Source organism: Xanthobacter aminoxidans, from assembly GCF_043193615.1.
Taxonomy (GTDB): Bacteria; Pseudomonadota; Alphaproteobacteria; order Rhizobiales; family Xanthobacteraceae; genus Xanthobacter; species Xanthobacter aminoxidans.
Window position 1 is genome coordinate 1 of the sequence record NZ_JBAFUS010000003.1, and the last position, 25,066, is coordinate 25,066.

Genomic DNA, 25,066 nt, shown 5'->3' on the forward strand with positions numbered 1-25,066 from the left:
CGAGATCGCCGGGCGAGAGGCTTGTTCCGTCCGGCGCTCGGCAGGCGCCGAAGGAGCGGGAGGTCAGCCCGCTCTCTCCGGGGACTGGAACACCTCAGGCGCGCGGTCGGCCGCCTCGTCCCTGCTCCACCGCCCCCGCAAGGGAAAATCGCACGCTGGTGTTGATGCCCCCCATCGGCTTGTCCCAGGGCGCATCTCCCGTGAACACTGACACCAACGCCAAACAGAACCAGGGGAAGACGATGAGATTGCGCCATTGCCTCTATGCAGGCCTCGCTCTTGCGGCGTCGACGCTCCTCATCCACGAAACGCAGGCTCAGGAAGCCATCCGCGTGCCGATGATGACGCCGCTCACCGGATCGATCGCGGTGCTGGGACAGGATTCCAAGAAGGCCGCGGAGGTTGCCCAGGAAACCATCAATGCGGCAGGCGGCATCGGCGGCCGGCCTCTCCAGCTCGAAATCGTGGACACGCAGGGCCGGCCCGAGATCGCGCGGCGTGAAATGGAGCGGCTGACGCGCGAGGGGCGGGCACCGGTCGTGCTCGCCTGCGACATCAGTGCCGGCACCTCGGGCGCCGCGCAGTATGCAGAATCCGCGCAGGTTCCCCTGCTCAACGGTTCGGCGGTCTCGGCCGACATCCTGGCCCGCGGCTACAAATGGTATTTCTCCCACCAGATGAGCAGCGACGACGAGGCAGCCACCGCGTTCGCCTACATGAAGACCGCCACCGGCACAAAGCCTCTCGCCGATCGCCGGATCGCCCTGCTCTATGAGGACAGCCCCCGCGGCGCTGGCACCGGCGAGCGCCTTCGCAAGCTCATGGATGCCAATGGCGTGAAGGTCGTCAGCGAGACCACCTACAACCGTGCCGACCGCAACCTGCTGCCTGTGATGCGCAAGGTTCAGGACAGCACGCCCGAGCTCGTCGTCTGGATCGGCTATACCGAGGATGTGGTGGCCGGGATGAAGGCGGCCCGCCAGCTCGACTTCAAACCCTACGTGCTCGGCATCGGCGGCGGCATGGGCGACCCGCGCCTCCCGGAACTCGTTGACCCCGCCATCATCGAGCAGCTTCACGTCGCGAACGTCGACTACTTCAATCCCGACATCAAGCGCGCCGCCGCATTCCGCGAGGCCTATTTGAAGAAGTTCGGTGCCGAGCCGTCGAGCTATGCCGGCACCTGCTACGCCGCCATCTTCACGCTGAAGGCCGCGCTCGAATCCGCTCTCAAGGCCTCCCCGGACCTGACCACTACCTCGATGCGCGACGCTTTCCGCAAGCTCGACATTCCCGGCGACCAAACAGTGACGTCCTTCCGCTCCATCCGCTTCGATCCGGCGAACGGCCGGAACCTCGGCGCCGAGGATCTCGTGGCGGCCTGGGTCGACGGCAAGCGCAAGGTCACCGTCTTCCCTCCGAGCATTGCCGTCGGCAAGCCCGTCATGTTGCCCTGAACGAGCAAGCCAGCGCATGTCTTTCGCAACCCTCCTCCAGGCCGTCGTTTCCGGCCTGCTGCTCGGCGGCATCTATGCACTCGTCGCAATGTCGCTGGCGCTCGTCTTCGGCGTGATGCGAGTGCTGAATTTCGCCCACGGCGACCTCCTGATGGCCGGCATGTACGGCATCGTCGTCCTCAACCAGGCGTTCGGGATCAACCCGTACGCCGCCATCGTCCTCGTGGCCCCCATTCTCGCCCTGATTGGCATCGCCGTTTATTTCGTGCTGATCCGGCGGGTGCTCGGCGCCGGTCCCCTGATGCAGGCGCAGGTGACGCTCGGACTGTCCTTTGCCATCCAGAGCACCGCGCTTCTGGTGTTCGGCGCAGACCTTCTGAATGTGCGCACGTCGCTTGACGGCGCGGCGTTCCGGGTTGCGGGTGTGGTGATCGGGACGCCGGAGCTGATCGGGTTCCTCATCTCGATCGTCGTTTGTGCCGCGCTCACCTGGTTCATCCTCAGCACGGAATTCGGCCGCCGCCTGAGGGCGGTGGCTCAGGACCCAACGATGGCCATTCTCTGCGGCATTCCTGTCCGCTCGGTCCAGATGATGGTGTTCGTCGGGTGCACGGCGCTTCTCGCCGTGCCGGCAGGCTGCCTCATGGCCTTCTCACAGCTCACGCCGACGGCCGGCATCCAGTACAGCCTGCTGTCGCTGATGGTCGTGGTGCTCGGCGGCCTCGGCGACTTGCGGGGGGCGTTCGTCGGCGGCCTCCTGATCGGCATCGTCGAAGCCGTGACCAGCGCGCTCTTCAACAATCCCGCGGCGCCCGGCATCATCTACCTGGTGTTCGGCCTTGCTCTCCTGGCCCGTCCCCGTGGCCTGTTCGGACGCGGGAGCGAAGCATGAACAGTCTCTCCCGCTTCACCCGCAGCCAGACCGCGGCGGCCCTCGTCGCCATGTGGCTCGCCATCGCCGCGGCCGCGCTGTTCCTGGACGGCTACTGGATCGGCATCATGGTCGGCCTGCTCGGCTGGATCCTGCTGGCGGCATCCTGGAACATGGTCGGCGGCCTGCTCGGCCAAGTCTCGTTCGGACATTCGGCCTTCTTCGGGCTGGGCGCCTACACCGCCGTGTATCTCGCAACCGCCCATGGCGTGAGCCCCTGGCTTGGCATGCTGGTCGGGGGCCTGCTCGCGGCCGGGTTTTCGATGATCGTGGGGTATCTGCCATTCCGCCGCGGGCTCAGCCCCCTCGTCTTCTCGCTCTTGACGCTGGCGTCGTCCTACGTCCTGCTCTTCGCCGTCAGCGGCATCCCGGCGCTTGGGGGGACCAACGGCCTGTTTCCCCCGGCGGTGGGGCAGTCCGTGTGGGACATGCGCTTCAACAGCCCGGTGAGCTATCTCCTCCTTGCCGGCGCCCTGACGACCTTCGCCCTGGCCACCATCCAGATCCTCTATTCGGGTCGGCTCGGCTTCTACTGGCGTGCCATCCATGACAGCGAAGCCGCCGCCGGCGCCATCGGCATCAACACGATGGCGGTCAAGCTGTTCACGTTCGCGGTCAGCGCCTTCTTCGCGGCGATGGCCGGCACCTTCAGTGCCCAGCACACTGGGTTCATCGATCCCCAATCGGTCTTTGGCGTCGAGATCACCATCTATCTTCTTCTCTTCGCTGTTGTCGGCGGCGCAGGCAGCTTGCTCGGGCCAGTGCTTGGCCCGCTGGTGCTGGTGCCGGCGGGCGAGTATCTGCGGACGGCTCTTGCAAGTGCAGGGGGATCGAGCGCGCATCATCTCATCTATGGTGTCGCGCTGATGCTCGCCATTCTGAGCTTCCCCGGCGGCCTCGTCTCCGGCCTCAGACGCTTCGGCCTGACGCGTGGCGCGCTCTCGGTACCAGACCTCGCACCTCCGGCGGGTTCCGCTCCGGACGCGAACCGCACCAAGACCGCCGACGGCCGCGTGATCCTGACGGCAAGCAGCGTGTCGAAGAATTTCGGTGGCGTCTTTGCGGTGCGGGACGTGTCCATCGAAGTGCGGTCGGGTGAGATCCTGGGCATCATCGGACCGAACGGCGCGGGCAAGACAACCCTGTTCTCGCTGCTCGCCGGGTCCCTCAAGCCCACGAATGGCAGCATCACCTTCGACGGGCGGGAAATCGCCGGCCTGCCACCACACGAGATCTGCCGCGCCGGCATCGGGCGCACGTTCCAGATCACCCGCGCCTTTCCCACGCTGACCGTTGCCGAAACGGTCTATGCGGCGGCCTTGGTCGGACGGTCGGAGGCGGATGCAGCGGCCATCGCGGGCTCCGTCCTGTCGCTGACGCGCCTCGACCAGTATCGCGACATGGCAAGCGCGGATGTTACGCTCGCGGTACAGCGTCGCCTCGAGATCGCGCGCGCGCTCGCCACCTCCCCCCGCCTCATCCTCCTCGACGAGATCATGGCCGGGCTGACCCCGCGCGAGATCAACGACGCCATCGAGTTGATCCGCAGCATCCGGGACTTGGGCGTGACGGTCATTTTCATCGAACATCACATCCGCGCGGTGATGGCCCTGTCGGACCGGATCATCGTGCTGGATGCGGGAGAGCTCATAGCCGAAGGGGTGCCGAGCGACGTGGCCCGCAATCCCCGCGTCGTGGAAGCCTACCTTGGCAGTCCGGCCGAGGAGCCGGCTTCTCCCCCGCTCGATAAGGTCAAGGCACGATGACGCTGCTCTCCGTCGAAGGTGTTCGCTCCGGCTATGGAACGCTCCAGGTGCTCAGCGACGTCTCCCTTGAGGTCGCTGCCGGCGAGGCGGTCGCGATCCTCGGCCCGAACGGCGCCGGCAAATCAACCCTCCTGCGCACGATTTCCGGCCTGATCGCACCCACGGCGGGGGCGATATCGTTTGATGGCCGGGATCTTGTCGCGATGCCCGCGCACCGCATTCCCCATGCGGGCCTCGTGCAGGTCCCGGAAGCCCGTCACATCTTTCCCTCCCTCACGGTCCGCGAGAACCTGTTGGTCGGAGGCACCCCCCTGCCCGGCAAGGCAGCGCGGGAGGCCGCGCTGGAAGAGATCTGGCAGATCTTTCCCATGCTGGTGACAAAGCGCGATGCCCCGGCCGGAACACTCTCGGGTGGACAGCAGCAGATGGTCGCCATCGGCCGCGCCCTCATGTCGAAGCCGCGACTGGTGATGCTGGACGAACCCTCCCTGGGGTTGGCGCCGATGGTCGTTCGTGAACTCTACGAGGTCCTGCGGGGTCTTGTTCGATCTGGACTGACCTTGCTTCTGGTGGAGCAGGACGTGCCCGTCGCCCTGGGCCTGGTTTCGCGCGCTTATGTTATCGAGAACGGCGCAATCGTATTGTCAGGGACAGCGGACGAGTTGCGAGAGAGCGATCACGTTCGCCATGCCTATCTTGGCATATGAATTCAGCGGCCCAGCTTCAATTTCAGGCCGCCGGGAATGGACGTCTTCCTCTCCCTGCGCACGGCGTCAACGAACGCATGGCCGCGGCCATCATCGGGGCCTCCTTGCCTCACATTCAGGGAAGAAGGCGTCTAGGATTCTAGACTCAGGACCTATTAATTTCGCTGCGGATGTGATTCACAGTCTCCATTCAGGACGCCGTGCCGCCAAAGCAAGAAAAACGCCCCCCAAGGGCGGCCCGTTCTTCTTGCGGCACGTGAGGCGTGTTTCGGGAGCGGACTGAGACCACGCCCCGGTGCCGGCGGGAGCCGCTTCGGGCGCCAGGCGAAAAGCCGCCAGACGTCCGATTGATGTCTTGCAGGCCGGTTCAATCCTCGCAAGTTTGCAAGGCCGCAACTTCATCCCGCATCTTCCATTGAACGCGCAGCCGAAGGCGGTACACTCCCCAACAAGGTCAACGTCCGGAAATAGAGGCGAGACCGGAGGAACGCTGCATGGCCGGTGGACTGGAAATCGGATTGTCCCTCCTGCGGGGGGATACGGCTTGTCCGATGATGATCGACGACTTCGGCAAGCTGTCAGCCATCGATCTTCACATGCAGACCAATCCTGCCCTGTCGGACCGTCTCGCCGTCGCCGTGCTGGGGATGATCGCGTCCGGCAACCTGCCCCCCGGCGCGAGGTTGCCGGCCGAGCGCCGGATCGCAATGGCCGTTCCGGCAAGCAGGGTCTGCGTCCGGACAGCCCTCGCCCGGCTCAAGTCCGAAGGTTACATCGAAGCCGTCCAGGGGTCCGGCACGCGAGTGGTGCCGATGAACCAGAACGCCAAGCTTGACGCGCTGATCAAGGCGAACGCAGAGAACCTCGAGGACCTGCGCGGTCTTATCGGGTTTCTCGACCGCTGCCTCATCGAGCGTCTGCTGACGCGATCAGGACCGGAAACCCTTAACGAGGTGTCGGCCGCCATTATGGCGCTTCCGCCCCCCGCCCATGCGCAAGACGTGGCCGAGCAGGAAACGCAACTGCGCGTCCTCATCGCGAACGCAACCGGCAATCCGGTCTACCGCCTCGTCACGGAACAGCTCCGCCGCGGCATGCACTGCCTGTTCGACCATTCGCACCGGATGGCACGGGGCGGCTTGAGCGATTTCGTGCTGTCGCGCCGGCACGCGCTCTCGGCCGGCATTTGCCATGCCGATATGGAGGTTGCGAAAGCGGCCCTGTCCGCCGCGATCGCAGGCGTCGGTCACGGCTCCGTCGTCGATGCCGACCACCCCACGCACCAGGATACGATCCTGCGCGGCTTCGCAGTAGCCGGCCATGAGGAACTGAAGCGCCGCATCGCGCGCGAGATCGTCGGCATGATCGCGACGGGCCGAGCCAGCGAGGGAGGCCATCTCATCAGCGAGCGGCGGCTCGCCCAGCTCTTCGGCGTAAGCCGCACATCGATCCGAAAGGCTCTCGCCGCGCTAAGGGAAGAAGGTGTTGTCGCTTCAGACGAACGCACGGGCTCACGGGTGATGGACATGAAGTCCGAGCTCGCAACCTATGCGGCAGCCGATCTCGACCACTTGCGGACCATGGCGCGGCTTCGCGGCTACCTCGAAGTCTGGGCGGCCTCCCGGGCGGCGGCGCGCGCCACCGAGGCCGATCTGGAAGATATGCGACGGATACTCTCTGAGATGGGCCGCTCGCATCTGACCCCCAGGCGGCGAATCGACCTTGATATGCGCCTCCATCTCACGATCACACGCGCGGCTGGATCGGCCGTACATCTCTACGTCACGGAGATCTTGCGCGACCTGATGATGGCCTATTTCGACATCTCGCTGGGCGTCGCGGATTTCGGCCCCGCCTGCGATGCCATGTTGCTCAACCATCACACAAAAATCGTCACCGCGATCACCGCGGGCGATGTCGCCGCGGCTGCGCGCGCCATGTCAGAGCATGTCGGCGCTTTCAGCAACCGGTATGAGGAAATCGGCTGACTTCCGACCACGGAGCCGACGCTGGGCGGACTTCCAACGTGCCTCGTCGGCCCCGGTTCGGTGACGCTAGGGTTCAGCCGCCGGTGAAGTTCGGCTTGCGCTTGGCCCTGAAGGCGTTGACCGCCTCCTGGTGGTCCGACGTCAGGTTGGACATGGCCTCATAGGCGACGCTGGTGTCCATGATTGCGTGGAAGATGCGCTTCAGCTCCAGATTGGTTGCAACCTTGCTCCAGCGGATCGCCTTGGTCGCGCCGCCGAGCAGCTTGCCCACATAGGATGCAACCGCCGCGTCGAGTTCCTCGGCCGGTACGGCGTGGTTGATAAGTCCGATTTCCGCGGCCTTCGTCGCCGGCATCAGGTCGCCGCTCAGCAGATATTCCTTGGCGCGCGCATAGCCAATAAGCTGCGGCCAGATGGCCGCGCCGCCGTCGCCTGCGACGAGCCCAATCGAGACGTGCGGATCACCGATCTTCGCATTCTCGGCGGCGAAGATCACGTCGCAGACAAGCGCGAGCGTCGAGCCCAGCCCCGTGGCGTGCCCGTTCACCTTCGCGATCAGCGGCTTTTCGAGATCGAGCATGGAGAAGACGATGCGCTTGGCTTCGCGGATGGTCTTCTCAAAGGTGTGGGGCCGGTCGATCGCCGACTGCATCCAGTCGATGTCGCCGCCGGCCGAGAAGGCACGCCCAGCGCCGGTGAGGACGACAACGTCCGATCCCTCGTCATTCGCCACGTCGTAGAAGACGTCGGCGAGTTCCTCGTGCAGAAGCTCGTCTGCGGCGTTCAGGGCGTCCGGCCGGTTCATCGTGATCGTAAGCAGGCGCCCTTCGCGTGTGATCACAAGATTTTCGTAACGCTCCTCGATCGGCGGACGTTTCATCCCTCGTTCCTCCCTGTCGGCGGCAGCGAAAGCGCCGCCAGCTTGTCGATGTGACTTTCGGTGCCGCCATGCAGGGCGGCTGAAACCTGCAGGCGCTTGTAGATGTGGCCGATCCTGTAGTCCTCGGTCATAGCGATCCCACCGGAGACCTGGATGAGCCGCGAGGCGGCCGCGAGCCCCTCGCGTCCGAGTGCGATCTTCGCGGACGCTGCCGCGCGGGTGCGCTCGGTCGGCTCGCCCGTCAGGGCCGTCGCCGTCCACAGCGCGAGCGAGCGCAGGGTCTCCAGATCGCAGAAGGCATCGGCCATGAGATGCTGCACGGCCTGGAACGAGCCTAGGCTCTGGCCGAACTGCTTGCGCTGGTTGAGATAGTCGACGGTGAGAGCCAGCCCGGCCGCGAGCGCGCCGTAGGCATCAGCCAGAAGGGCCGCGACGGCCCGGTCCTCGATCTCCGCGGCCAGTTCGATCGCCTCGTCGCCAGTCGCCAACACAACGGCGGCTTCGGAGCCCGAGAAACGCGGCAGAGCGCCGCTGCGCCCGTCGAGGAGCCTGACCGGTTCGAACCCCGCTCCGGCGGCCTCGACACAAAGCAAGGCCGCGTCTCCAACGGACCTCATCCCGGCCAGGACGACCCAGTGCGTCGCAGCGGCAGCATCGAGCGAGAGATGTCCCCGCCCCGACAGTTTCCCGCCCATATGGCGCAATCCACCAGAGCGAACGTCTTCGCGGACGATCCCGAACCTTGCGCGGCCCGCCGCCAGCGGTTCAGCCAGCGACGCCAGCGCTTTCGGCAGCCTCCGCATCAGCCAGGGCATGATCAGGATGTCGGTCGCGAGGGGGAGCGGCAGCAGCACGCGTCCGGCCTCCTCGATCAGCGACAGCCCCTGGAACGAGTCCGCCCCGAGACCACCGAGCTCTTCCGGTAGCCCTGCGGCGAACCAGCCGAGCTCGGCGATCTCGCGATGCCAGTCGGCGAACATCGCGGCGCTTCGCGGTTCCGGCATCCAGGCGCAACGGGCCTCGAGGAAATTCCGTGCGCTCTCGCGCAGCATGCGGTCGTCGTCGAGCTGTTCGGCAGATCGGCGCATCATCGCAGCCCCAGTGTTGAACGCGCGACGATCGTTTTCTGGATCTCGTTCGCGCCGGCATAGATCGTCACGACCCGTCGGAAGAGGTGGCGCTCCGTCCATCCGGCCGTTTCTCCGCCGCCGGCCTCGGGGGCGACGACCGCGGCCGCGCCGAACACATCCATGGCGAGTTCGGTGATCGCCTGCTGGAGCTGCGAGCCGATGATCTTGACGATCGAGGCCTCGGGACCGGGTTCCCGCCCCTGGGTCTGATCGATGAGGACGCGCAGCACCGTGACCTCAAGCCCCCCAAGCTTCTGCTCGACGATCGCGAAGCGGCGGCGCAGGCCCGGCTCGTCGAGCGTCGGCCGGCCGCTCTCGCCGATGCAGAGCGCGGCAGCGGCCTTCAGCCGTTCGAATTCCCGCCGAGACCGATGCACCTGCGCGTTGTTGGTGCGTTCGTGGTTCAACAGGAACTTGGCGTAAGTCCAACCCTTGTCGACCTCTCCGATCAGCGCCTCGTCGGGCACGAACACATCGTCGAGAAATACCGAGTTCACGCTGTGCGCGCCGTCGATCGTGATAACGGGGGTGATCGTTACGCCCGGCGCCTGCATGTCGAGCACGAAGAGAGAAAGACCCGCCTGCGACTTCACCGCCGTGTTGGTGCGGGCGAGGCAAATCATCAGGTCGGCGAAATGCGCCTCCGTCGTCCAGGCCTTCTGACCCGCAATGCGCCAGCCGCCCTCGACCTTCCGCGCGGTCGTGCGCACGGCCGCGAGATCGGATCCCGCCTCAGGTTCGGAATAGCCCTGGCACCAGAACTCGGCGCCCGAGCGGATACCGGGCAGATAGCGCCGCTTCTGCTCCTCGGAGCCGAAACTGTAGATGGTCGGGCCGACCAGATAGACTCCGAAGACGCTGGTCGGCGGCGCGTCGGCGGCGGCGCATTCCGCCTCGAAGATGAAGCGCTGCACGGGTGTCCAGCCCGGCCCGCCATAGTCTTGAGGCCAATGGTGGGCACCCCATCCGCGCGCGTCGAGCAACGCATTCCACTGCGACATGTCCTGCCGCGAATGATGGATGCCCTCGCGGGTCTTTTGCGCGAGTTCGGGCGGAAGCATGGCAGCGACGGCGTCGCGGATCTCGCGGCGGAAGCTGCGTTCTTCAGGTGTCAGGAAAGCATCCAAAGTCTTGATCCGTTGCTGGCCCGCCTGTTTTCGTCAGGATGACAGGCGTGCGGCAAGTTCTCCCCCGGCTTCCCTCAAGACCAATCGGCCGCCGCGTTCTCGCGCAGGCCGGCAAACGACATCAGAATGTCCCGTTCTGCCTCGTTCAGCGGGCGTGGCCTGCGACTCACGCCGTCCATCATCACCGTCACGGAACGGCAACTTGCCGCGCAGGCTCCAGCGATGAAGAGCCCTTGCCCCATGATGATCGAACTGCGGCCGACCTCGAGGATCGCAGTTCCAACCTCCGGCAACTCGCCGAAGGCGATCTCTCGCGAGAAGTCGATGGTGACGGACACGAGCGCGAAGACGTCCGATTGAGCGACGATCGGCCGAAGGTACTGCTTCAACAGACCGTAGCGACCGTCGTCGAACCAGGCGCCGAACACCGAATTGGTGACGTGGTCGTTCGGATCGAGATCGCAGTGGCGGACGGTCGTGCCTTGCCAGTGCCTGAAGAAGCGGCGGCTGGCGAGCATGGGCTCTTCCTGCAGGGTCTGCTTCATGCACCGAACTCCGCTGCCGGTACCAATACGATGGCGCCCGTCGTTTCGCCGGCCTCGAGCGCGCGGTGCGCTTCATTCGCATCGTTGAGCGGCAGCTCAAGGCCGATCCGCGGGGTGAGCACTCCGCTTCTTACCAGTGCGAGCATCTCGTCGACCCCCGCCTGCAAGTCGGCAAGCGTGCGCAGATGCGCGAAGACGCCCGGAACGGCAACAGAAAGCGACCTCTGTGGGCCGAGGCTGGCCAGGTTCACGGCGGAGAGCGGCTCGCCGATCTGCCCCAGATTGATGGCAGTGCCGAACGGCTTCAGGCAGTCGAGCGAACGCTCGAGCGTCGCGCCGCCGATCCCCTCGCAAACGATGTCGACGCCCTGGCCGCCGGTCAGGCGGCGGGTCTCCTCGACGAAGTCCTGTCGCTTGTAGAAAATCACCTCATCGCAGCCGGCCGCGCGCGCGATCTCTGCCTTGGCTTCGGTGCTGACCGTGCCGATGACCCGTGCGCCTTTAGCTCTGGCCCACTGGGCGAGAAGGATGCCGAGCCCGCCTGCCGCGGCATGAACGAGGACGCTATCGCCGGACCGCAGCGGGCGGACACGCGTGAAGATCATGTGCGCGGTCATGCCCTTGAGCATCAGCGCCGCGGCGGTGCGATCGTCGATATCGTCGGGCAGCCGCGCGAGGCTGCGGGCCGGGAGGAGGCGCGCGCTGGCATAGGAGCCGATGGGGGGGCCGGCATAGCCGACGCGGTCTCCCACGGAAATGCCCGCGACCTCCGGTCCCGTTGCCACGACGACGCCCACCGCCTCCACGCCGATGGCTCCGGGCAGGGCTGGCAGCGGAAACACGCCGCGCCGATGGTAGCAGTCGATGAAGTTCACGCCGATAGCCGTCTGGCGCACGAGCACTTGCCCCCTCTGCGGATTAGGCAGGCTCACCGCTGCCGGCGCGAGCTGTCGTGGATCGCCATAGGCCTCGATGCGGATTTCCGTGGCTTTCAATTCGGTCGCTCCCGCGGCGGATTTGCTGATGACGCGAAGCTCGCCGCACGGAAGCGCTTCGGCAATCGGGTGATTGGTCCGCGCGCGAGACCAGCCGCCTTTTGACGCGCCCGGTCGAAACGGCAAGCTCGATGGCAACGACGCCACGGTTCTCCCATGCCAGATCTATCCACCGCCCTTGCCCTTACGATCCCCCGGCTGCTCGGCGAGCGGGCGAAAGCGAGGCCGAATGCGCTGTCACTTTCCGCGCGCTCGATCACCGGCTACCGCGACCGGCTGACCTATGCGCAGCTCGTGGCGCGCATGGAGGCGGTGGCGAGCGGCCTGCACGCGTTCGGCCTCGGCCGGAACGACCGGATCGGTGTGTTCCTCGGCAACGAGGCCGGTCGCGAGTGCATGCTCACGGCTCTGGGCGCGCTCCGGCTGGGAGCCGCCGTCGTTCCGCTGAACACGCGCTCCGCCGATGAAGAGCTGACGCACGCCCTGGAACTCGTCGAGCCTGCCGCGATCGTCACGACGGCCCGCAGCGCACACAGAATTTCGGGCCTTTATCCCGCCGCGCGGCTGCTGGTCTGCGGCGATCTGGCGGGTGCTCCGGAGCAGGCGCAGCTCTGGCCCGAGCCAACCACCGGCGCGTGGCCGCCCGCTCCGCCGGAGGACGCAGATCCCGATGACCTCGGCTGCCTGTTGTTCACCTCCGGTACCACCGCGCGCTCCAAGGCGGTGATGCACAGCCAGCGCACGATGATCGGCGCCGGCCTTAGCTGCGGCGCGGCGCTGGAGCTTCGTGCCGATGATCTCTATCAGGGAGGCTGGCCCTTCTTCACCAGCTCGGCGCTCAATCTGGGAGCAATGTCGTGCTGGGTTTACGGCGCCTGCCTGGTCTTCGAGGAACCACTCGACAATGGCGGCCGCCTCAGGCTGATCGCGAGCGAGGGCACGACATTCTATCACGGCGTTCCCTCCGTCGTGCATTTCCTGATGGAGGAGTATGCGCAGCAGCCGAGCGACGTCTCGCGGCTGAGGCGGATCGGGTATGGCGGCTCGGCTATGCCGCCCGACGTGATCCGCCGGATCGATCAGCAATGGCCGCACACCGAGCAGGTTCAGATCTACGGCATGACGGAAAGTGGTCCGGCCGGAACCCGCCTGAGACCCGCCGACCTCTGGCGCAAGCTCGGCTCGATCGGCGAGGCGATGCCCTATTGCGAGATCCAGGTCGTCGATGATCAGGCGAATCCCGTGGCGGCCGGGACGACCGGCGAGATCCTGATCAAGGGACCCGGCGTGGCCCGGGGCTATTTTCGCCTGCCCGGAGCCAGCACCGAAGCTTTCGTCGCCGGTGGCATCCGCACCGGGGACGTCGGCCATCTCGACGAAGACGGCTTCCTCTTCTTCACCGACCGTAGCAAGGACGTGATCAATCGCGGGGGACTCAAGGTCGCCTCCGTCGCGGTCGAAGAGGTGCTCTACCGCCATCCAGCCATCCGCGAAGCGGCGGTGGTGGCGATACCGCATCCCGCGCTTGGGGAGGATGTCGCGGCCTGTGTAGTCGCACGCGAGGGCGCGACGCTCGATGTCGAGGACCTGTCGGCCTTCTGCGCGCGCAGCCTCGCCGACTATGCCCGGCCGCGCCGCTGGCTCGTCATTGATGAACTGCCGAAGAACCCGATGGGCAAGGTCTTGAAGAAGGAGTTGCGCCAGCGTCTCGCCGCGACGGCCCCATAGGCCCGAATGGTCTTCGCAGCGGGCCAGCGTCCCCCTTGCCGCTCATGATGAAGCAGGTGAACCTGAAGCACTCAAAGGGCCGACAGAGCCCTCGGGAAACGCTCACCTCAGGGAGGAGACGATGACACATTCGATCTCGCGGCGCGGCGTGCTCGGCATAGCAGCGACGATGGCGCTCGGTTCGAAGGCTTTCGCGCAGCCGGCTGAGGTCGTGATCGGCTGGATTCTGCCTCTGACGGGCGTTTCGGCCTCGGTCGGCCAGCAGACGCGCGTCGGGGCCCAGATCGCCACGGACCAGATCAATGCCGCAGGCGGCATCAAATCGCTCGGTGGAGCCCGGATCAGGCTGGTCTTCGGCGATTCCCAGTCGAAACCCGATATCGGCGTCTCGGAAACCGAGCGGCTGATTCAGCGCGAGAACGTCGCCGCCGTGGCTGGTGCCTTCAACAGCGCCGTCACTTTCCCGGCCAGCGAAGTGGCGCAGCGCTACAAGACGCCCTGGCTCACCATGGGCGCAGTCAAGGATGAGATCACCGAGCGCGGCTTCGAATACGTGTTCCGCCTCAACAACAAGGCAATCTACGACGCCCGCGAGCAGCTCGACGCCATGGATTTCTTCAAGAAGGAGACGGGCAAGGGGCCGAAGACGCTCGCGATGTTCTACGAAGGCTCCGATTGGGGCCGCTCGCACGCCGCCAATGTCCGAAAGCTCGCCAAGGAGCGGGGCTACGACGTGGTGCTCGACGAGGCCGCCCCGCCAAACCAGGTCGATTTTTCCTCCCAGCTCCTCAAGATTCGCGCCGCCAAGCCCGACGCCCTCATCGTCGCGTTCTACACCCCGGACCAGCTGCTGCTCTCGCGCCAGATGATGGAGCAGCGACTGGATCTGCCCTACGGCGTCCATTCGGTCGGCGGCGGCACCGAAGATCCAGCCTTCTATAAGGCAATCTCACCCAGGGCCGTCGCCTATTATTTCGTGCAGGAGGACCGGCAGGTCGACGCCCTGCAGGGCGTGCGCTACCCTGAATACGACGATCTCGAGAAGAAATTCCGCGAATTGCTCGGATACAACATGAGCGCCTATGGCGCGCAGGGCTTCGCGACGATGTACGTGCTGAAGGATGCGCTGGAGCGTGCCGCGTCGAGCGATCGCGACAAGCTGCGCGACGCACTTGCCAAGACCGACATCACCTCGGGCCCAGCCCTCTATGTCGGCTACCAACGCATCAAGTTCGACGAGCACGGCCAGAACACCTTCGCGCACGGCGCCATCTCACAGAATCTCGATGGCCAGCGCCGCACCGTATGGCCGGCGGAGAGCAGGGCGAAGGACATCAAGCCGATCTGGCCGGTGCCTGCCTTCGGGGCGCGATCCTGAGCGGAGCAGCCGATCCAGGCCCCCACCCGGTCAGCCGCGTCACGCGACGACGGCAGCGCAACTGCGCTCCGTCGTCATCCTCAACCTCCTGCTGGAGCAGGACAGCTTTCCTGCGCTGTCGGGAAAGCGAGAGGCAACCGACGATTTCATGGATCCACTCATTCTTGGCTTCGCCGTGGTCAACGGTTTGCTGATTGGCGGCATCTACGGAGGCGTCGCTCTCGGCCTGAGCCTGATCTTCGGCGTCCTGCGCGTGGTCAACTTCGCGCACGGATCGCTGCTGATGGTCGGCCTCTATACTGCCTACTGGCTGCAAGCACTGGCGTGCATCGACCCCTATGCCAGCGTGATATTCACCGTGCCACTGCTCTTCTGCATGGGCTATTTCATCCAGCGCGTCATCATCGCGCCGCTGATTTGGCGCGAGAGCGCGCTGGTCGTCGAGCCGCTGTCGGCGCTGCTGCTAACCGCCGGCGTCTATCTCGTTATCGATAACCTCGCCCTGATGGCATTCGGGCCCGATGTCCGCTCGGCCTCGACCAGCCTGGACATGCCGCCGATCATGCTGGGGCCGATTCCGGTCAACATGCAGCGTTTCATCGGTTTTTCAGCCGCCATCCTGGCCGCGATCGGATTGGTGGTCTGGCTGCGCCAGACCCGCATGGGCCGCGCCATCCGGGCGACGGCACAGAACCGTGACGCCGCCGCGCTCTCCGGCATCGACGTGCCGATGATCTATGCGGTGACTTTCGGCGTCGGCACGGCACTGCTCGGGCTCTTCGGCTCGCTGCTCGCGACCTTCATCCCGATCACGCCCAATGTCGGCCTGTCCTTCGGCATCCGCTCCTTCATCGTCGTGGTGCTCGGTGGCATCGGCTCGATACCGGGTTCGATCCTGGGCGGTCTCGTCATCGGCGTGTTCGAGGCCATCGCCTCTCAGTTCGTGCCCGCGACCTCGGCCGCGATTCTCTCGCTTGGTCTCTTCATCCTGATCCTGCTGGTGCGTCCCGGTGGCCTCATGGGGAAATTGTGATGGCGCTCAGGACGAATAAAAAAATGGCCGCCCCACAGCTGGCGACGAAGTCGGGATATGGCCGCATGGCAACTCTGCTCGTGGTCGCGGCAGGGGTGGTCGCGCTTGCTCTGCCGATCGCAATGCCCGATCCGTACTTCGTCCATTCCTGCATCGTCGTTCTCCTCTTCGCCTACATGGCGACGTCCTGGAACTTCGTCTGCGGCTATGTCGGGCAGCTTTCGATCGGCCATGCGATGTTCGCCGGCGTTGGCGGCTATGCCACGGTGCTGATCTTCTCCCGCCTGGGCATTTCGCCCTGGCTCGGGATGCTGGCGGGAGGCGTCCTCGCGGCCATGCAGTCGGTCGTTGTGGGCTACCCCACCTTCCGGCTGAAGGGGCCGTACTTCGCCCTCACCACGATCGCCTTCGCCGAAATGATCCGGATCTGGGTCGAGAATACCGACACCTTTCTCGGCATTCCGCTCAACGGCGCGGCCGGCATCACGGTGCCGCTCGTCGGAGAAAGCTGGATGGCCTTCCAGTTCAACGGCAAGACGCCCTATTACTATGTCATCCTTGTCATGTTGGTGTTGGCCCTGCTCGCCACCTGGCGGCTGGAACGGTCCAAGCTCGGCTTCTATCTCAAGGCGATCCGCGGTGATCGCGACGCGGCGGAAGCGCTCGGCATCAGCCCGGCGCGCTATCAGCTCGTCGCGTTGGCCATCAGCGCGTTCATGACCGGAGTGGGCGGCGGCTTCTACGCCCAGTTCTTTCGCTACGTGAACGCGGATCGTCTGATCGGGGTCGAATTCTCCATAGACTTGGCACTGATGAGCATTATCGGCGGCCAAGGCACGGTCTTCGGCCCGCTGCTTGGCGCGGTACTGCTCACGCCGATCGCGGAGATCACGCGCGGTCATCTCGGTGGCGTGCTGCCCGGCCTGCACATCGTGATCTACGGAATCATCCTGATCCTGGCCGTACTCTACTTGCCGAAGGGGCTGATCGACCCTCTCAGAAGCATCCTGTCGCGCCTGTCGAAGAACGGGAGGTCGGCATGAGTGGCGACGGCACGCCCCTGCTCCAGGTGCGCGGCATCTCCAAGCGCTTCGGCGGATTGCAGGCCGTCCATGATCTTTCTTTCGACCTGGGCCAGGGCGAGATCCTGGCGCTGCTCGGCCCCAACGGTGCCGGGAAGACGACCGCCTTCAACATGATCGCCGGCTATTTCCGCACCGATCAGGGCCGCATCCTGTTCGAGGGGCGCGACATTGCCGGGCGCAAGCCCTGGGACATCTGCCGGATCGGCATCGCGCGCACCTTTCAGCTCTCGAAGCCCTTCAGCGACCTGACCGTCGCCGAGAACTTGATGGTCGGCGGTTTCGTCCGCAGAAGCGAGATCGACGAGATCCGGGCAAAAGCGCTGGAGATCGCGGACTTTCTCGGGATGGGGCACCAGGCTGCGACGGAGGTTCAGCACCTGACGGCCTTCGATCGGCGTAAGCTTGAACTCGGCCGAGCCCTCTCAACCGAACCGAAGCTGCTGCTCATGGACGAGGTCGTGGCAGGCGCCACCCCCTCGGAAGCGCAGGAGATGGTCGAGCTGGTCCGCCGGATTCGCGACCGGGGCGTGACGATCCTGATCGTCGAGCACGTGATGAAAGTAATCATGGCGCTCTCGGAACGCGTCATCGTGATGGAGTCGGGCCGGCTCATCGCCAACGGGAAGCCCAAGGACGTCGTCCGTCAGCCCGAGGTCCTCAAAGCCTATTTCGGTGAGGGATATGCAGCCCGCGCTTGAACTCGATGAACTCCGCTCGGGCTATGGCGACGTCCAGGTTCTGGACGGCGTGTCGCTCGCGCTGATGCCCGGCGAGATCGTCGCCCTGATCGGGGCCAACGGCGTCGGCAAGACGACGCTGCTGCGCACGGTATCCGGCCTCGTCCGCGCGACGGCGGGAACGGTTACGCTTTATGGCGAGCGCATCGACAAGCTGCCGGCGCACAGGATCACGGCCGCCGGCTTCGTCCAGTCCCCGGAGGGCAAGCAGCTTTTCACGGGCATGACCATCGAGGAGAACCTGATGGTCGGCGCCCATAATGACCGCGCCTACCCATGCATGAAGACGACGATGGAGGAGGTCTACCAGCTTTTCCCCATCCTGGCGGAACGCCGGCACAAGCTGGCCTCGACGCTGTCGGGCGGCCAGCAGCAGATGCTGGCCGTCGGGCGCGCGCTGATGGCCCGACCGAAGGTGCTGGCGCTCGACGAACCCTCGCTTGGCCTCGCGCCCTTGATGGTGGACCGGCTGTTCGAGGCGATCGGCGAGGTCCGGAAGCTCGACATCTCGATCCTCATCATCGAGCAGAACGTCTTTCAAGTGCTGTCGATGGCGGACCGCGGCTACGTGCTGGAGCGCGGCAAGGTCATGCTCTCCGGCACGGGTCGCGAACTGCTCGAGAACGAGCATCTGCGCTCGACCTATCTGGGCATCTGAGATGGCACGGCCATCAGCACCTCCTCCTTCACCGTCACGATCGCGGACCCTCCTGCCATGACGCACACAAACCATCCTCCGACGGAGCCCGACCTGAAGGCCTTGGCGGAGCGGGCCCACAATATGCGCCGCCTGATGATGCGGATGGCGAGCGGCAAAGGCGAGGGCTACATCGCCCAGGGCCTGGCGATCGCCGACTTTCTCTCGGCGATGTATTTCCACGAGCTTCGCTACGACCCCGCCGATCCTCACTGGCCGGGTCGCGACCGGTTCGTGCTCTCCACGGGTCACTACTCGATCGCCTTCTACGCCTGCCTCGCCGAGGCGGGCATGTTGCAGGTCGAGGAACTGCCGACCTACGGCTTGAACGGCTCGCGCCTGCCGATGAGCACCTTCGAGAACGTGCCGGGCATCGAGGTTTGCGGCGGCTCGCTGGGGCAGGGACTGGGGCAATCGGTCGGCATGGCTCTGGCGGCCCGGCTGGACCGCAACGGCGCCCGCGTCTTCAGCGAACTCTCGGACGGCGAGCTCCAGGAAGGTTCGACGTGGGAGGCGGCCATGTCGGCGACGACCTTCAAGCTCGACAATCTCGTCGCGCTCATCGACTGCAACGGCATCCAGGCCGACGGCGCGGTCCACGTCGCGATCGAGCCGGTCGCGGAGAAATGGCGCAGCTTCGGCTGGGACACGCGCGAGGTTGACGGCAACGATCTGGCCGCATTGACGGAGGCGCTCGCCGCCTCCCGAGAGCCGGACGGCGCTCCCAAGGCGATCGTCATGCGGACCGTTCCGGGCAAGGGCATTCCGACACTGGAGAAGCGCGAGCGGGCGCATTTCGTCCGCGTCGGCAACGACGAATGGGATGACCTCACCGCCGAGATGGAGGCTCACTATCATGGCTGAGCAAGTTTCCGGGCGCACGCTCGGCATGGGCGAGATCGTCGACACCGGTGCGAAGCCCTTCGAGCTCGCCCCCTTCGGCACGGAGCTCGCGCAGCTCGGGAAGGAACGCACCGAAATCGTCGGATTGACCGCCGACATGGGACGCTACAGCGACATCCTGCCGTTCCGCGACGCGCATCCCGAGCGCTTCTTCAACGTCGGCGTCGCCGAGCAGTCCCTGATCATGACCGCAGCCGGCCTCGCGAAGGCGGGCAAGATCTCATACTGCACCAGCTATTCGGCCTTCATCACGCGGCGCGCCTATGACTTCGTGGCCATCGCTTGTGCGCACGCCCTGGCGGAGGTCAAGATCTTCGCCGGCATGCCTGGCTTCATGAACGGCTACGGCGCCACCCATCAGGCGACCGAGGACATCTCGATGATGCGGGGCATCGCGGACCTGACCGTGATCGACCCGTGCGACGCGACCGAACTCAAGCAGGTCGTCCGGGCCGTCGCCGACATTCCCGGCACCGTGTATGTCCGCAACCTGCGCGGCAAGGTGCCGGTGGAACTCGGCGCGGATTATCGCTTCATTCCCGGCAAGGCGCAGGTGATCCACGAGGGCCAGAGTGTCGGCGTGATCGGGACGGGCTTCATGTCGGCCCGGGCGCGCGACGCGGCCAAGGTCGCGGCCGAACACGGCGTGAGTGCCGCCGTCCTCCATGTCTCCACCCTCAAGCCCTTCGACAAGGACGGTGTCATCGCTTTCGCCAAGCGCTTTGACAGGCTGGTCGTCACCGAGAACCACAAGATCTCGGGCGGTCTCTGCACGCTGGTGGTGGAGGCGCTCTACGAGGCCGGCCTGATGAAACCAATGGTCAAGGTCGCGCTTGCTGACAGCTTCTTCGAATGCGGTGCTCAAGCCTGGCTTGAGCACAAATACGGCATCGACCTGCCGCGCTTGGTCCAGGCGATTGTCGAGGGGAGGTAGGTGCCGATGCAACTCGAGAACAAGGTCGCTCTGATCACCGGTGCCGGCTCGGGGCTCGGTCTCGCGACAGCGCAGGCCTTCGCGCGAGAGGGCGCGCGCATCATGATCAACGACCTCCGCGAGGAGGTTGCTTGCCACGCCGCGTCCGCGCTGGGAGGGGAACACGCCTCCATCGGCGGCGATGTCTCGCGGGAAGCCGATGTCGACGCCATGGTCCGGGCGACTCTTGATCGCTATGGCCGGATCGACATCCTCATCAACAACGCCGGCGTGCCCGACAGCTTCGTGCCGACGGTCGACCAGCCACTGGAGCACTGGCAGCGGCTGATCGACATCCATCTCACCGGGACCTACCTGGTTTCCAAGAAGGTCGCGCCGCACATGATCGCGCAGGGCAGCGGCTCAATCGTCAACCTGTCGTCGATCGCCGGCGTGCTCGGCCTGCCGGTGCGCACGGCCTACAGTGCCGCGAAGGCCGGCATCAGCATGCTGACGCGCGTGCTCGGCTGCGAATGGGGCCCCCACAACGTCCGCGTCAATGCGATTGCGCCGGGCTACATCCTGACGCCGATGACGGAGGAGCTGATCCGCGAGGGCAAGATCGACTCCGATCGCGTCCGGCGGCGCACGCCGATGGGCAAGCTCGGGCGGCCCGAAGACATCGCCGAGGCGATGATCTTCCTCTGCTCCGATCGCGCCCGCTTCATCACCACCGTCATCATCCCTGTCGACGGCGGCTACTGCGCCTGGGGTGCCCCGAGCGACGCCTATACAGGCGAGCTGACCGGCGCCATCGGCTGAACCACGGAACGCACATCATGAGGATATTCGGATCGCCGGGGCGCTATATCCAGGGACCGGGCGTGCTCGCGGACATCGGCCGGATCGCCAAGACAATCGGCGCAAGCGCCTGCGTGATCGTCGACGACGGCGTAAGGGATCTGGTCGGCGCGCCGATCGAGTGTAGCCTGAGGGAGGCGGGTGTCGCGGCCCTCGTCCTGCCCTTCTCCGGCGAGATCACCTATGCCCGGATCGAGGCTTTGACGGAGCGCGCGCGTCCCGTCTCGCCCGCCCTCGTCATCGCCGCCGGCGGTGGCAAGGGGCTGGACGTCGGCAAGGGCGTCGGCGAGCGCCTTGGCGTGCCGACCGTGACCGTGCCGACCATCGCCTCCAACGACGCGCCGACCAGCGCGACCTATGCCGTCTACGACGACAGCCATACAATGATCGCGACCGATCGCATGATCGGCAACCCGCACACGGTCCTGGTCGACACCCGACTGATTGCCAACGCGCCCGCGAAATTCCTGCGCTGGGGCATCGGCGACGCGCTGACCAAGAAGTTCGAGGCGGACGGCTGCTGGGCGGGGCGGGGCAAGACGCCCTTCGGCACCCGTCCGCTGCGGACCGGCATGGTGATCGCGGATGCTGGCTATCGAACCCTGCGTGCCCATGCGGCCGCAGCGCTCGCCGCGGTCGAGCGCCGGGAGGTGACCGACGATGTCGAGGCGACCGTGGAGGCCTGCATCCTGATGAGCGGGCTCGGTTTCGAGAACGGCGGGCTGTCGCTCGCCCATTCGATGACGCGCGGCCTGGTCAAGGCGCGCGACGCCATGAAGGCTCCCCACGGAGAGCAGGTCGCCTACGGCACCCTCGTGCAACTCGCCGCGGAAAACCGCCCCGATGCTGAGGTCCTCGATCTCATGGGCTTCAATCGCGAGATCGGCCTGCCGGTGCGGCTGGCCGATCTCGGCATGAAGAACGTCACGAACGAGGAGATCGACGAGATCGCGCACCGCACCATGACCGCCCCGCACATTCCCAATTTGGCCATCGAGCTCGACCAAGCCGGGATCGCTGCCGCCATGCGGCGGATCGAGCGGCTGGCGGCGGGCTGAGCCGCGTCGGCGCCATGACGGAACCCCGCCCCTTCACCTATCACGTCCCGGACGTGGCCATCGCCGATCTGCGCGAGCGGCTTGCCCGCACGCGGCTGCCGGATCGCCCCCCCTGCGCCGCGTGGGAGCTTGGAACCGACAACGATTATCTGGCCGACCTTCTTGCCTATTGGCGGGACCAATTCGACTGGCGCGCGCAGGAAAGCCTGCTGAACGGCTTCCCGCAATTCCGGCTGCGTCTCCCGGACGTCGATCTGCATTGCCTGCGTGTCGAGGGGCGTGGCCCCGATCCCGTTCCACTGCTGCTCTGCCATGGCTGGCCGGGATCGGTCTTCGAATTCCTGGAGCTGATCCCGCGCCTGACCGATCCGGAGCGCTTTGGGCTCGACCCACGGCTCTCCTTCACGGTCGTTGCCCCCTCGCTGCCGGGCTACGGCCTTTCCTTCGAACCCGGTCAGGCGCGTTTCGGCGTCGAGGAAATGGCCCACAGGCTCGTCGATCTCATGGGCGCCTTCGGTCACGAGCGCTTCCTGGTCCAAGGCGGGGACTGGGGCGCCTTCGTCGCTGCCCGAATGGCCCACGCCCATCCCGACCGGATCGTCGGCCTGCACCTCAACCTGCTGCCGCTGCCACGCGATGGCGGCCCATCCCCAGACGCTTCGCCGGAGGAAATTGCCCATTTTGACCGGCTGCGCGTCTGGCTGCGGGAAGAGACCGGCTATCAGTGGATCCAGGGCACGAAGCCGCAGACCCTCGCCTTCGCCATGACGGATTCTCCGGCCGGCCTCGCCGCCTGGCAGGTCGAAAAATTCCGCTCCTGGTCGGATTGCCACGGGACGATCGAGAACGCCATCCCGCGCGACAGACTGTTGGCGAACATTGCCTTCTACTGGTTCACCGGCGCGATCGGCTCCTCCTTCCATCCTTACTACGCGCGCATGCACCGGGACTGGCCGATACCGCGCGGTACCCGCATCGCCGTACCCATGGGCTATGCGCAATTTCCCCACGAGATGGTACGGCCGCCCCGCACGCTCGCCAGCGCGATGTTCGCCGACATCCGTCAGTGGAACTCAATGCCCCGGGGTGGGCATTTCGCGGCGCTCGAGCAACCCGAACTGCTGGCGCACGAGATCCGCTCCTTCGCCGAGGCCCTGCAATCATGAATGGGGGCAAGGCCGGAGTGATCCTGTCTGCCGGCGCCATGCCCAACGGAGCGATGGACACAATGCCCAAGCCTATCCCGCGCCTCGTCTGGGCGGACCTGCCACCTGCGGTCCAGCGCCGTGCCGTCTGGCTCGTTCGGGATCTCGTCGCCGCCTCTCTGCCGGGTGCAGGCGTGGCTTCGGCAGCGATCACCGCGGCACATGTGGAGCGCAATTTCAGATCGGGTGGCGCGACCATCCTCGCCTCGGGCGCGCGCTCGACGGTGTCAGGCGCGGCGCTGGCCAACGGCATGCTCTCGGATGCGCTGAGCCTCAATGACGGCCATGTCCTCGCCAAGGGCCATCCGGGCGCGAACATTATTCCCGCGGTGCTCGCTGCGGCGGAGGAGGCCGACGCAACGCTCAGCGAGTTCCTGGCTTCAGTCGTTTTCGGCTATGAGCTCGCGGTGCGCGCGGCGATGGATTTGCACGCCCGCAGCCCAGTTTATCGCGCAGCGGGCGCCTGGGGCCCGATGGCATCCGCCGCCGCCATCTGCCATCTGCGGCGCCTGTCGGACAATATCATCCGGCACGCGATCGGCTTCGCCGAGTTCCACGCGCCGCATGCGCCGCTTCTGCCCTCGCTCTCGCAGCCGGCGATGACGAAGGACGCCATCGGCTGGGGCGCGTTCCTTGGCGCGACGGCGGCAGAACTCGCCGAGGCGGGCTTCACCGCGCATGATTCCGAGTTCTTCGATGCGGACCCTTTCGAAGATATCGGCCGGACCTGGCGATGCCTCGACGGCTACGTCAAGCCATTCCCCGTGATCCGGCTCTCGCAGCCGGCGATCAAGGCGGCACTCGACCTGCGCGACCGGCACGCGCTCGATCACCACCGCATCGCGCGCGTTGCCATCCGTACCTTCGCCAACTCAGCAAATCTGCCGCGCCTCATCCCCACCGTGACGGAGGAGGCGCAGTACGGCCTGCCATGGCCCGTGGCCTACGCCCTCGTGCATGGTCGCTTCGACGTACAGGACGTCATCGACGGCCTCTCCGATCCTGACGCGGCGACACTCATGGCCAGGATCGAGGTCTCCATCCTGGCCGAATACGACGCTCTCTATCCGGCGAAGCGCGTGTCCGATGTCTCCATCGAAACCGATAGCGGCGAACTCTTCAACTCCGACCCGGTCACCGCCGACGGCGACGCCGGCGATCCAGGCTGGGAGGACATCGTCGCGGCGAAGTTCCGCGCGCATGTCGGGCTAGAACCGGACGATCTCGACGCGCCTCTCTGCGATCGTCCCCTCGGCCGTTTGCCTCGAGACGAGCTCATCGCCGCGATCTGCCGAGCCTCAGGCCCGATACGGTACGGGACGCGCTCCGGGCCCTGACCCATGACTGGTCTGGCGCCCGGACCAGGTCTCACCTTGCCACCCCGCGCCCGCGGCGGTGAGCTGTATCGCCAGCGAATGGAAAGATCATGCCGATCGTTACTGTGGCTCTCATGGAAGGGCGTACGCAGGAGCAGAAGGACGCAATGTTCGCACGCGTGACAGAAGCGCTGTGCGCGACACTGGACTGCCAGCCGGAGCAGGTCCGCATCAGGGTTGAGGACATGTCCGACGGCGACTTCGCAGTCGCCGGCAAGTCCGTTGCCAGGAGCAACGCGGAACGGGAATCGCCATGAAACATCGCATGCACGCCGACCAGAAAACGACCGCATGAAGGACGAGAGTGGCGAAGGTACGATCAGAACCGAAAGGCGCGGCGCGCTGATGCTGATCGGGATCGACCGGCGGCGGAAGCTGAACGGCTTCTCAGGCAGGATGGTGACTGCCCTCGCCGACGCCTACCAGGTCATGGAGGATGAGCCGGATGTCCGTGTCGGCGTGCTGCAGGCCTTCAGCCCGCATTTCACCGCGGGGTCCAGCTTGACCTGGAGTGGGCCCTTCCGGTAGACGGATTGAACTTTAGGAATTGACCGTGGGCCGGGCTT

The 25,066-nt window shown here is 65.8% G+C and carries 24 protein-coding genes; 19 read left to right on the top strand and 5 right to left on the bottom strand.

Annotation, left to right across the window (positions count from 1 at the left end):
* Window positions 1-242: 242 nt before the first annotated feature.
* The 5 genes from V5F74_RS15135 to V5F74_RS15155 all read left to right on the top strand — a co-directional run bounded on the left by V5F74_RS15135 (window position 243) and on the right by V5F74_RS15155 (window position 6,849).
* Window positions 243-1,457 (top strand): ABC transporter substrate-binding protein, encoded by a 1,215-nt coding sequence (locus V5F74_RS15135; protein ID WP_394008948.1) that lies wholly within the window; start codon window positions 243-245, stop codon window positions 1,455-1,457.
* Between the two features lie 16 nt (window positions 1,458-1,473).
* Window positions 1,474-2,349, top strand: coding sequence for a branched-chain amino acid ABC transporter permease (locus V5F74_RS15140; protein WP_394008950.1), 876 nt, complete (start codon window positions 1,474-1,476; stop codon window positions 2,347-2,349).
* Window positions 2,346-4,154 (top strand): branched-chain amino acid ABC transporter ATP-binding protein/permease, encoded by a 1,809-nt coding sequence (locus V5F74_RS15145; protein WP_394008952.1) that lies wholly within the window; start codon window positions 2,346-2,348, stop codon window positions 4,152-4,154. The genes V5F74_RS15140 and V5F74_RS15145 overlap by 4 nt, the downstream gene beginning before the upstream one ends.
* 2 nt (window positions 4,155-4,156) lie before the next feature.
* The gene (locus V5F74_RS15150) at window positions 4,157-4,861 is read left to right on the top strand and encodes an ABC transporter ATP-binding protein (RefSeq protein WP_374254533.1); all 705 of its coding nucleotides are present in this window, start codon (window positions 4,157-4,159) and stop codon (window positions 4,859-4,861) included.
* A 551-nt stretch (window positions 4,862-5,412) separates the two neighbouring features.
* On the top strand, window positions 5,413-6,849 hold the full coding sequence (locus V5F74_RS15155; RefSeq protein WP_394008954.1) for a FadR/GntR family transcriptional regulator: 1,437 nt from the start codon (window positions 5,413-5,415) through the stop codon (window positions 6,847-6,849).
* A 73-nt stretch (window positions 6,850-6,922) separates the two neighbouring features.
* Here V5F74_RS15155 and V5F74_RS15160 read toward each other — a convergent pair whose 3' ends face one another.
* The 5 genes from V5F74_RS15160 to V5F74_RS15180 form a co-directional block, all read right to left on the bottom strand.
* Entirely contained in the window at window positions 6,923-7,729 is an 807-nt protein-coding gene (locus V5F74_RS15160) for an enoyl-CoA hydratase/isomerase family protein (protein ID WP_374254374.1), read from the bottom strand.
* A complete protein-coding gene (locus V5F74_RS15165; RefSeq protein ID WP_374254376.1) occupies window positions 7,726-8,820 on the bottom strand; it encodes an acyl-CoA dehydrogenase family protein in 1,095 nt (364 codons plus the stop codon). Before V5F74_RS15165 ends, V5F74_RS15160 begins: the two co-directional genes overlap by 4 nt.
* The gene (locus tag V5F74_RS15170; RefSeq protein ID WP_374254377.1) at window positions 8,817-9,986 is read right to left on the bottom strand and encodes an acyl-CoA dehydrogenase family protein; all 1,170 of its coding nucleotides are present in this window, start codon (window positions 9,984-9,986) and stop codon (window positions 8,817-8,819) included. Before V5F74_RS15170 ends, V5F74_RS15165 begins: the two co-directional genes overlap by 4 nt.
* A 74-nt stretch (window positions 9,987-10,060) precedes the next feature.
* Window positions 10,061-10,531: an acyl-CoA thioesterase gene (locus V5F74_RS15175; RefSeq protein WP_374254379.1), complete on the bottom strand. Its 471-nt coding sequence runs from the start codon at window positions 10,529-10,531 to the stop codon at window positions 10,061-10,063.
* Window positions 10,528-11,673 carry a quinone oxidoreductase family protein gene (locus tag V5F74_RS15180; RefSeq protein WP_374254381.1) on the bottom strand — a complete coding sequence of 382 codons (1,146 nt, stop codon included), beginning with the start codon at window positions 11,671-11,673 and terminating at the stop codon, window positions 10,528-10,530. Before V5F74_RS15180 ends, V5F74_RS15175 begins: the two co-directional genes overlap by 4 nt.
* A gap of 9 nt (window positions 11,674-11,682) precedes the next feature.
* Between V5F74_RS15180 and V5F74_RS15185 the strand changes: the two genes are divergently transcribed.
* From V5F74_RS15185 to V5F74_RS15250, 14 genes are all read left to right on the top strand, one after another.
* A complete protein-coding gene (locus tag V5F74_RS15185; protein WP_394008958.1) occupies window positions 11,683-13,254 on the top strand; it encodes a class I adenylate-forming enzyme family protein in 1,572 nt (523 codons plus the stop codon).
* 121 nt (window positions 13,255-13,375) lie between these two features.
* On the top strand, window positions 13,376-14,632 hold the full coding sequence (locus V5F74_RS15190; RefSeq protein ID WP_394008960.1) for an ABC transporter substrate-binding protein: 1,257 nt from the start codon (window positions 13,376-13,378) through the stop codon (window positions 14,630-14,632).
* Window positions 14,633-14,780: 148 nt separating this feature from the next.
* Window positions 14,781-15,665 carry a branched-chain amino acid ABC transporter permease gene (locus V5F74_RS15195; protein ID WP_394008962.1) on the top strand — a complete coding sequence of 295 codons (885 nt, stop codon included), beginning with the start codon at window positions 14,781-14,783 and terminating at the stop codon, window positions 15,663-15,665.
* Window positions 15,665-16,708: a branched-chain amino acid ABC transporter permease gene (locus V5F74_RS15200; protein WP_394008964.1), complete on the top strand. Its 1,044-nt coding sequence runs from the start codon at window positions 15,665-15,667 to the stop codon at window positions 16,706-16,708. Before V5F74_RS15195 ends, V5F74_RS15200 begins: the two co-directional genes overlap by 1 nt.
* Window positions 16,705-17,448 (top strand): ABC transporter ATP-binding protein, encoded by a 744-nt coding sequence (locus V5F74_RS15205; RefSeq protein ID WP_394008966.1) that lies wholly within the window; start codon window positions 16,705-16,707, stop codon window positions 17,446-17,448. The genes V5F74_RS15200 and V5F74_RS15205 overlap by 4 nt, the downstream gene beginning before the upstream one ends.
* Window positions 17,432-18,145, top strand: coding sequence for an ABC transporter ATP-binding protein (locus V5F74_RS15210; RefSeq protein ID WP_394008968.1), 714 nt, complete (start codon window positions 17,432-17,434; stop codon window positions 18,143-18,145). The genes V5F74_RS15205 and V5F74_RS15210 overlap by 17 nt, the downstream gene beginning before the upstream one ends.
* A 123-nt stretch (window positions 18,146-18,268) precedes the next feature.
* Window positions 18,269-19,048: a transketolase gene (locus tag V5F74_RS15215; protein ID WP_394008970.1), complete on the top strand. Its 780-nt coding sequence runs from the start codon at window positions 18,269-18,271 to the stop codon at window positions 19,046-19,048.
* The gene (locus tag V5F74_RS15220) at window positions 19,041-20,021 is read left to right on the top strand and encodes a transketolase family protein (RefSeq protein ID WP_394008972.1); all 981 of its coding nucleotides are present in this window, start codon (window positions 19,041-19,043) and stop codon (window positions 20,019-20,021) included. The genes V5F74_RS15215 and V5F74_RS15220 overlap by 8 nt, the downstream gene beginning before the upstream one ends.
* A gap of 6 nt (window positions 20,022-20,027) precedes the next feature.
* Entirely contained in the window at window positions 20,028-20,822 is a 795-nt protein-coding gene (locus V5F74_RS15225) for an SDR family NAD(P)-dependent oxidoreductase (RefSeq protein ID WP_394008974.1), read from the top strand.
* 17 nt (window positions 20,823-20,839) lie between these two features.
* Window positions 20,840-21,919: a glycerol dehydrogenase gene (locus V5F74_RS15230; protein WP_394008976.1), complete on the top strand. Its 1,080-nt coding sequence runs from the start codon at window positions 20,840-20,842 to the stop codon at window positions 21,917-21,919.
* A 14-nt stretch (window positions 21,920-21,933) separates the two neighbouring features.
* Window positions 21,934-23,085 (top strand): epoxide hydrolase family protein, encoded by a 1,152-nt coding sequence (locus V5F74_RS15235; protein WP_394008978.1) that lies wholly within the window; start codon window positions 21,934-21,936, stop codon window positions 23,083-23,085.
* Complete coding sequence (locus V5F74_RS15240; RefSeq protein ID WP_051679051.1) at window positions 23,082-24,461, top strand: MmgE/PrpD family protein; 1,380 nt, start codon at window positions 23,082-23,084, stop codon at window positions 24,459-24,461. Before V5F74_RS15235 ends, V5F74_RS15240 begins: the two co-directional genes overlap by 4 nt.
* A gap of 89 nt (window positions 24,462-24,550) precedes the next feature.
* The gene (locus tag V5F74_RS15245; protein WP_029557323.1) at window positions 24,551-24,757 is read left to right on the top strand and encodes a tautomerase family protein; all 207 of its coding nucleotides are present in this window, start codon (window positions 24,551-24,553) and stop codon (window positions 24,755-24,757) included.
* A gap of 34 nt (window positions 24,758-24,791) precedes the next feature.
* Complete coding sequence (locus tag V5F74_RS15250; RefSeq protein ID WP_029557322.1) at window positions 24,792-25,028, top strand: Clp protease/crotonase-like domain-containing protein; 237 nt, start codon at window positions 24,792-24,794, stop codon at window positions 25,026-25,028.
* Window positions 25,029-25,066: the final 38 nt, after the last annotated feature.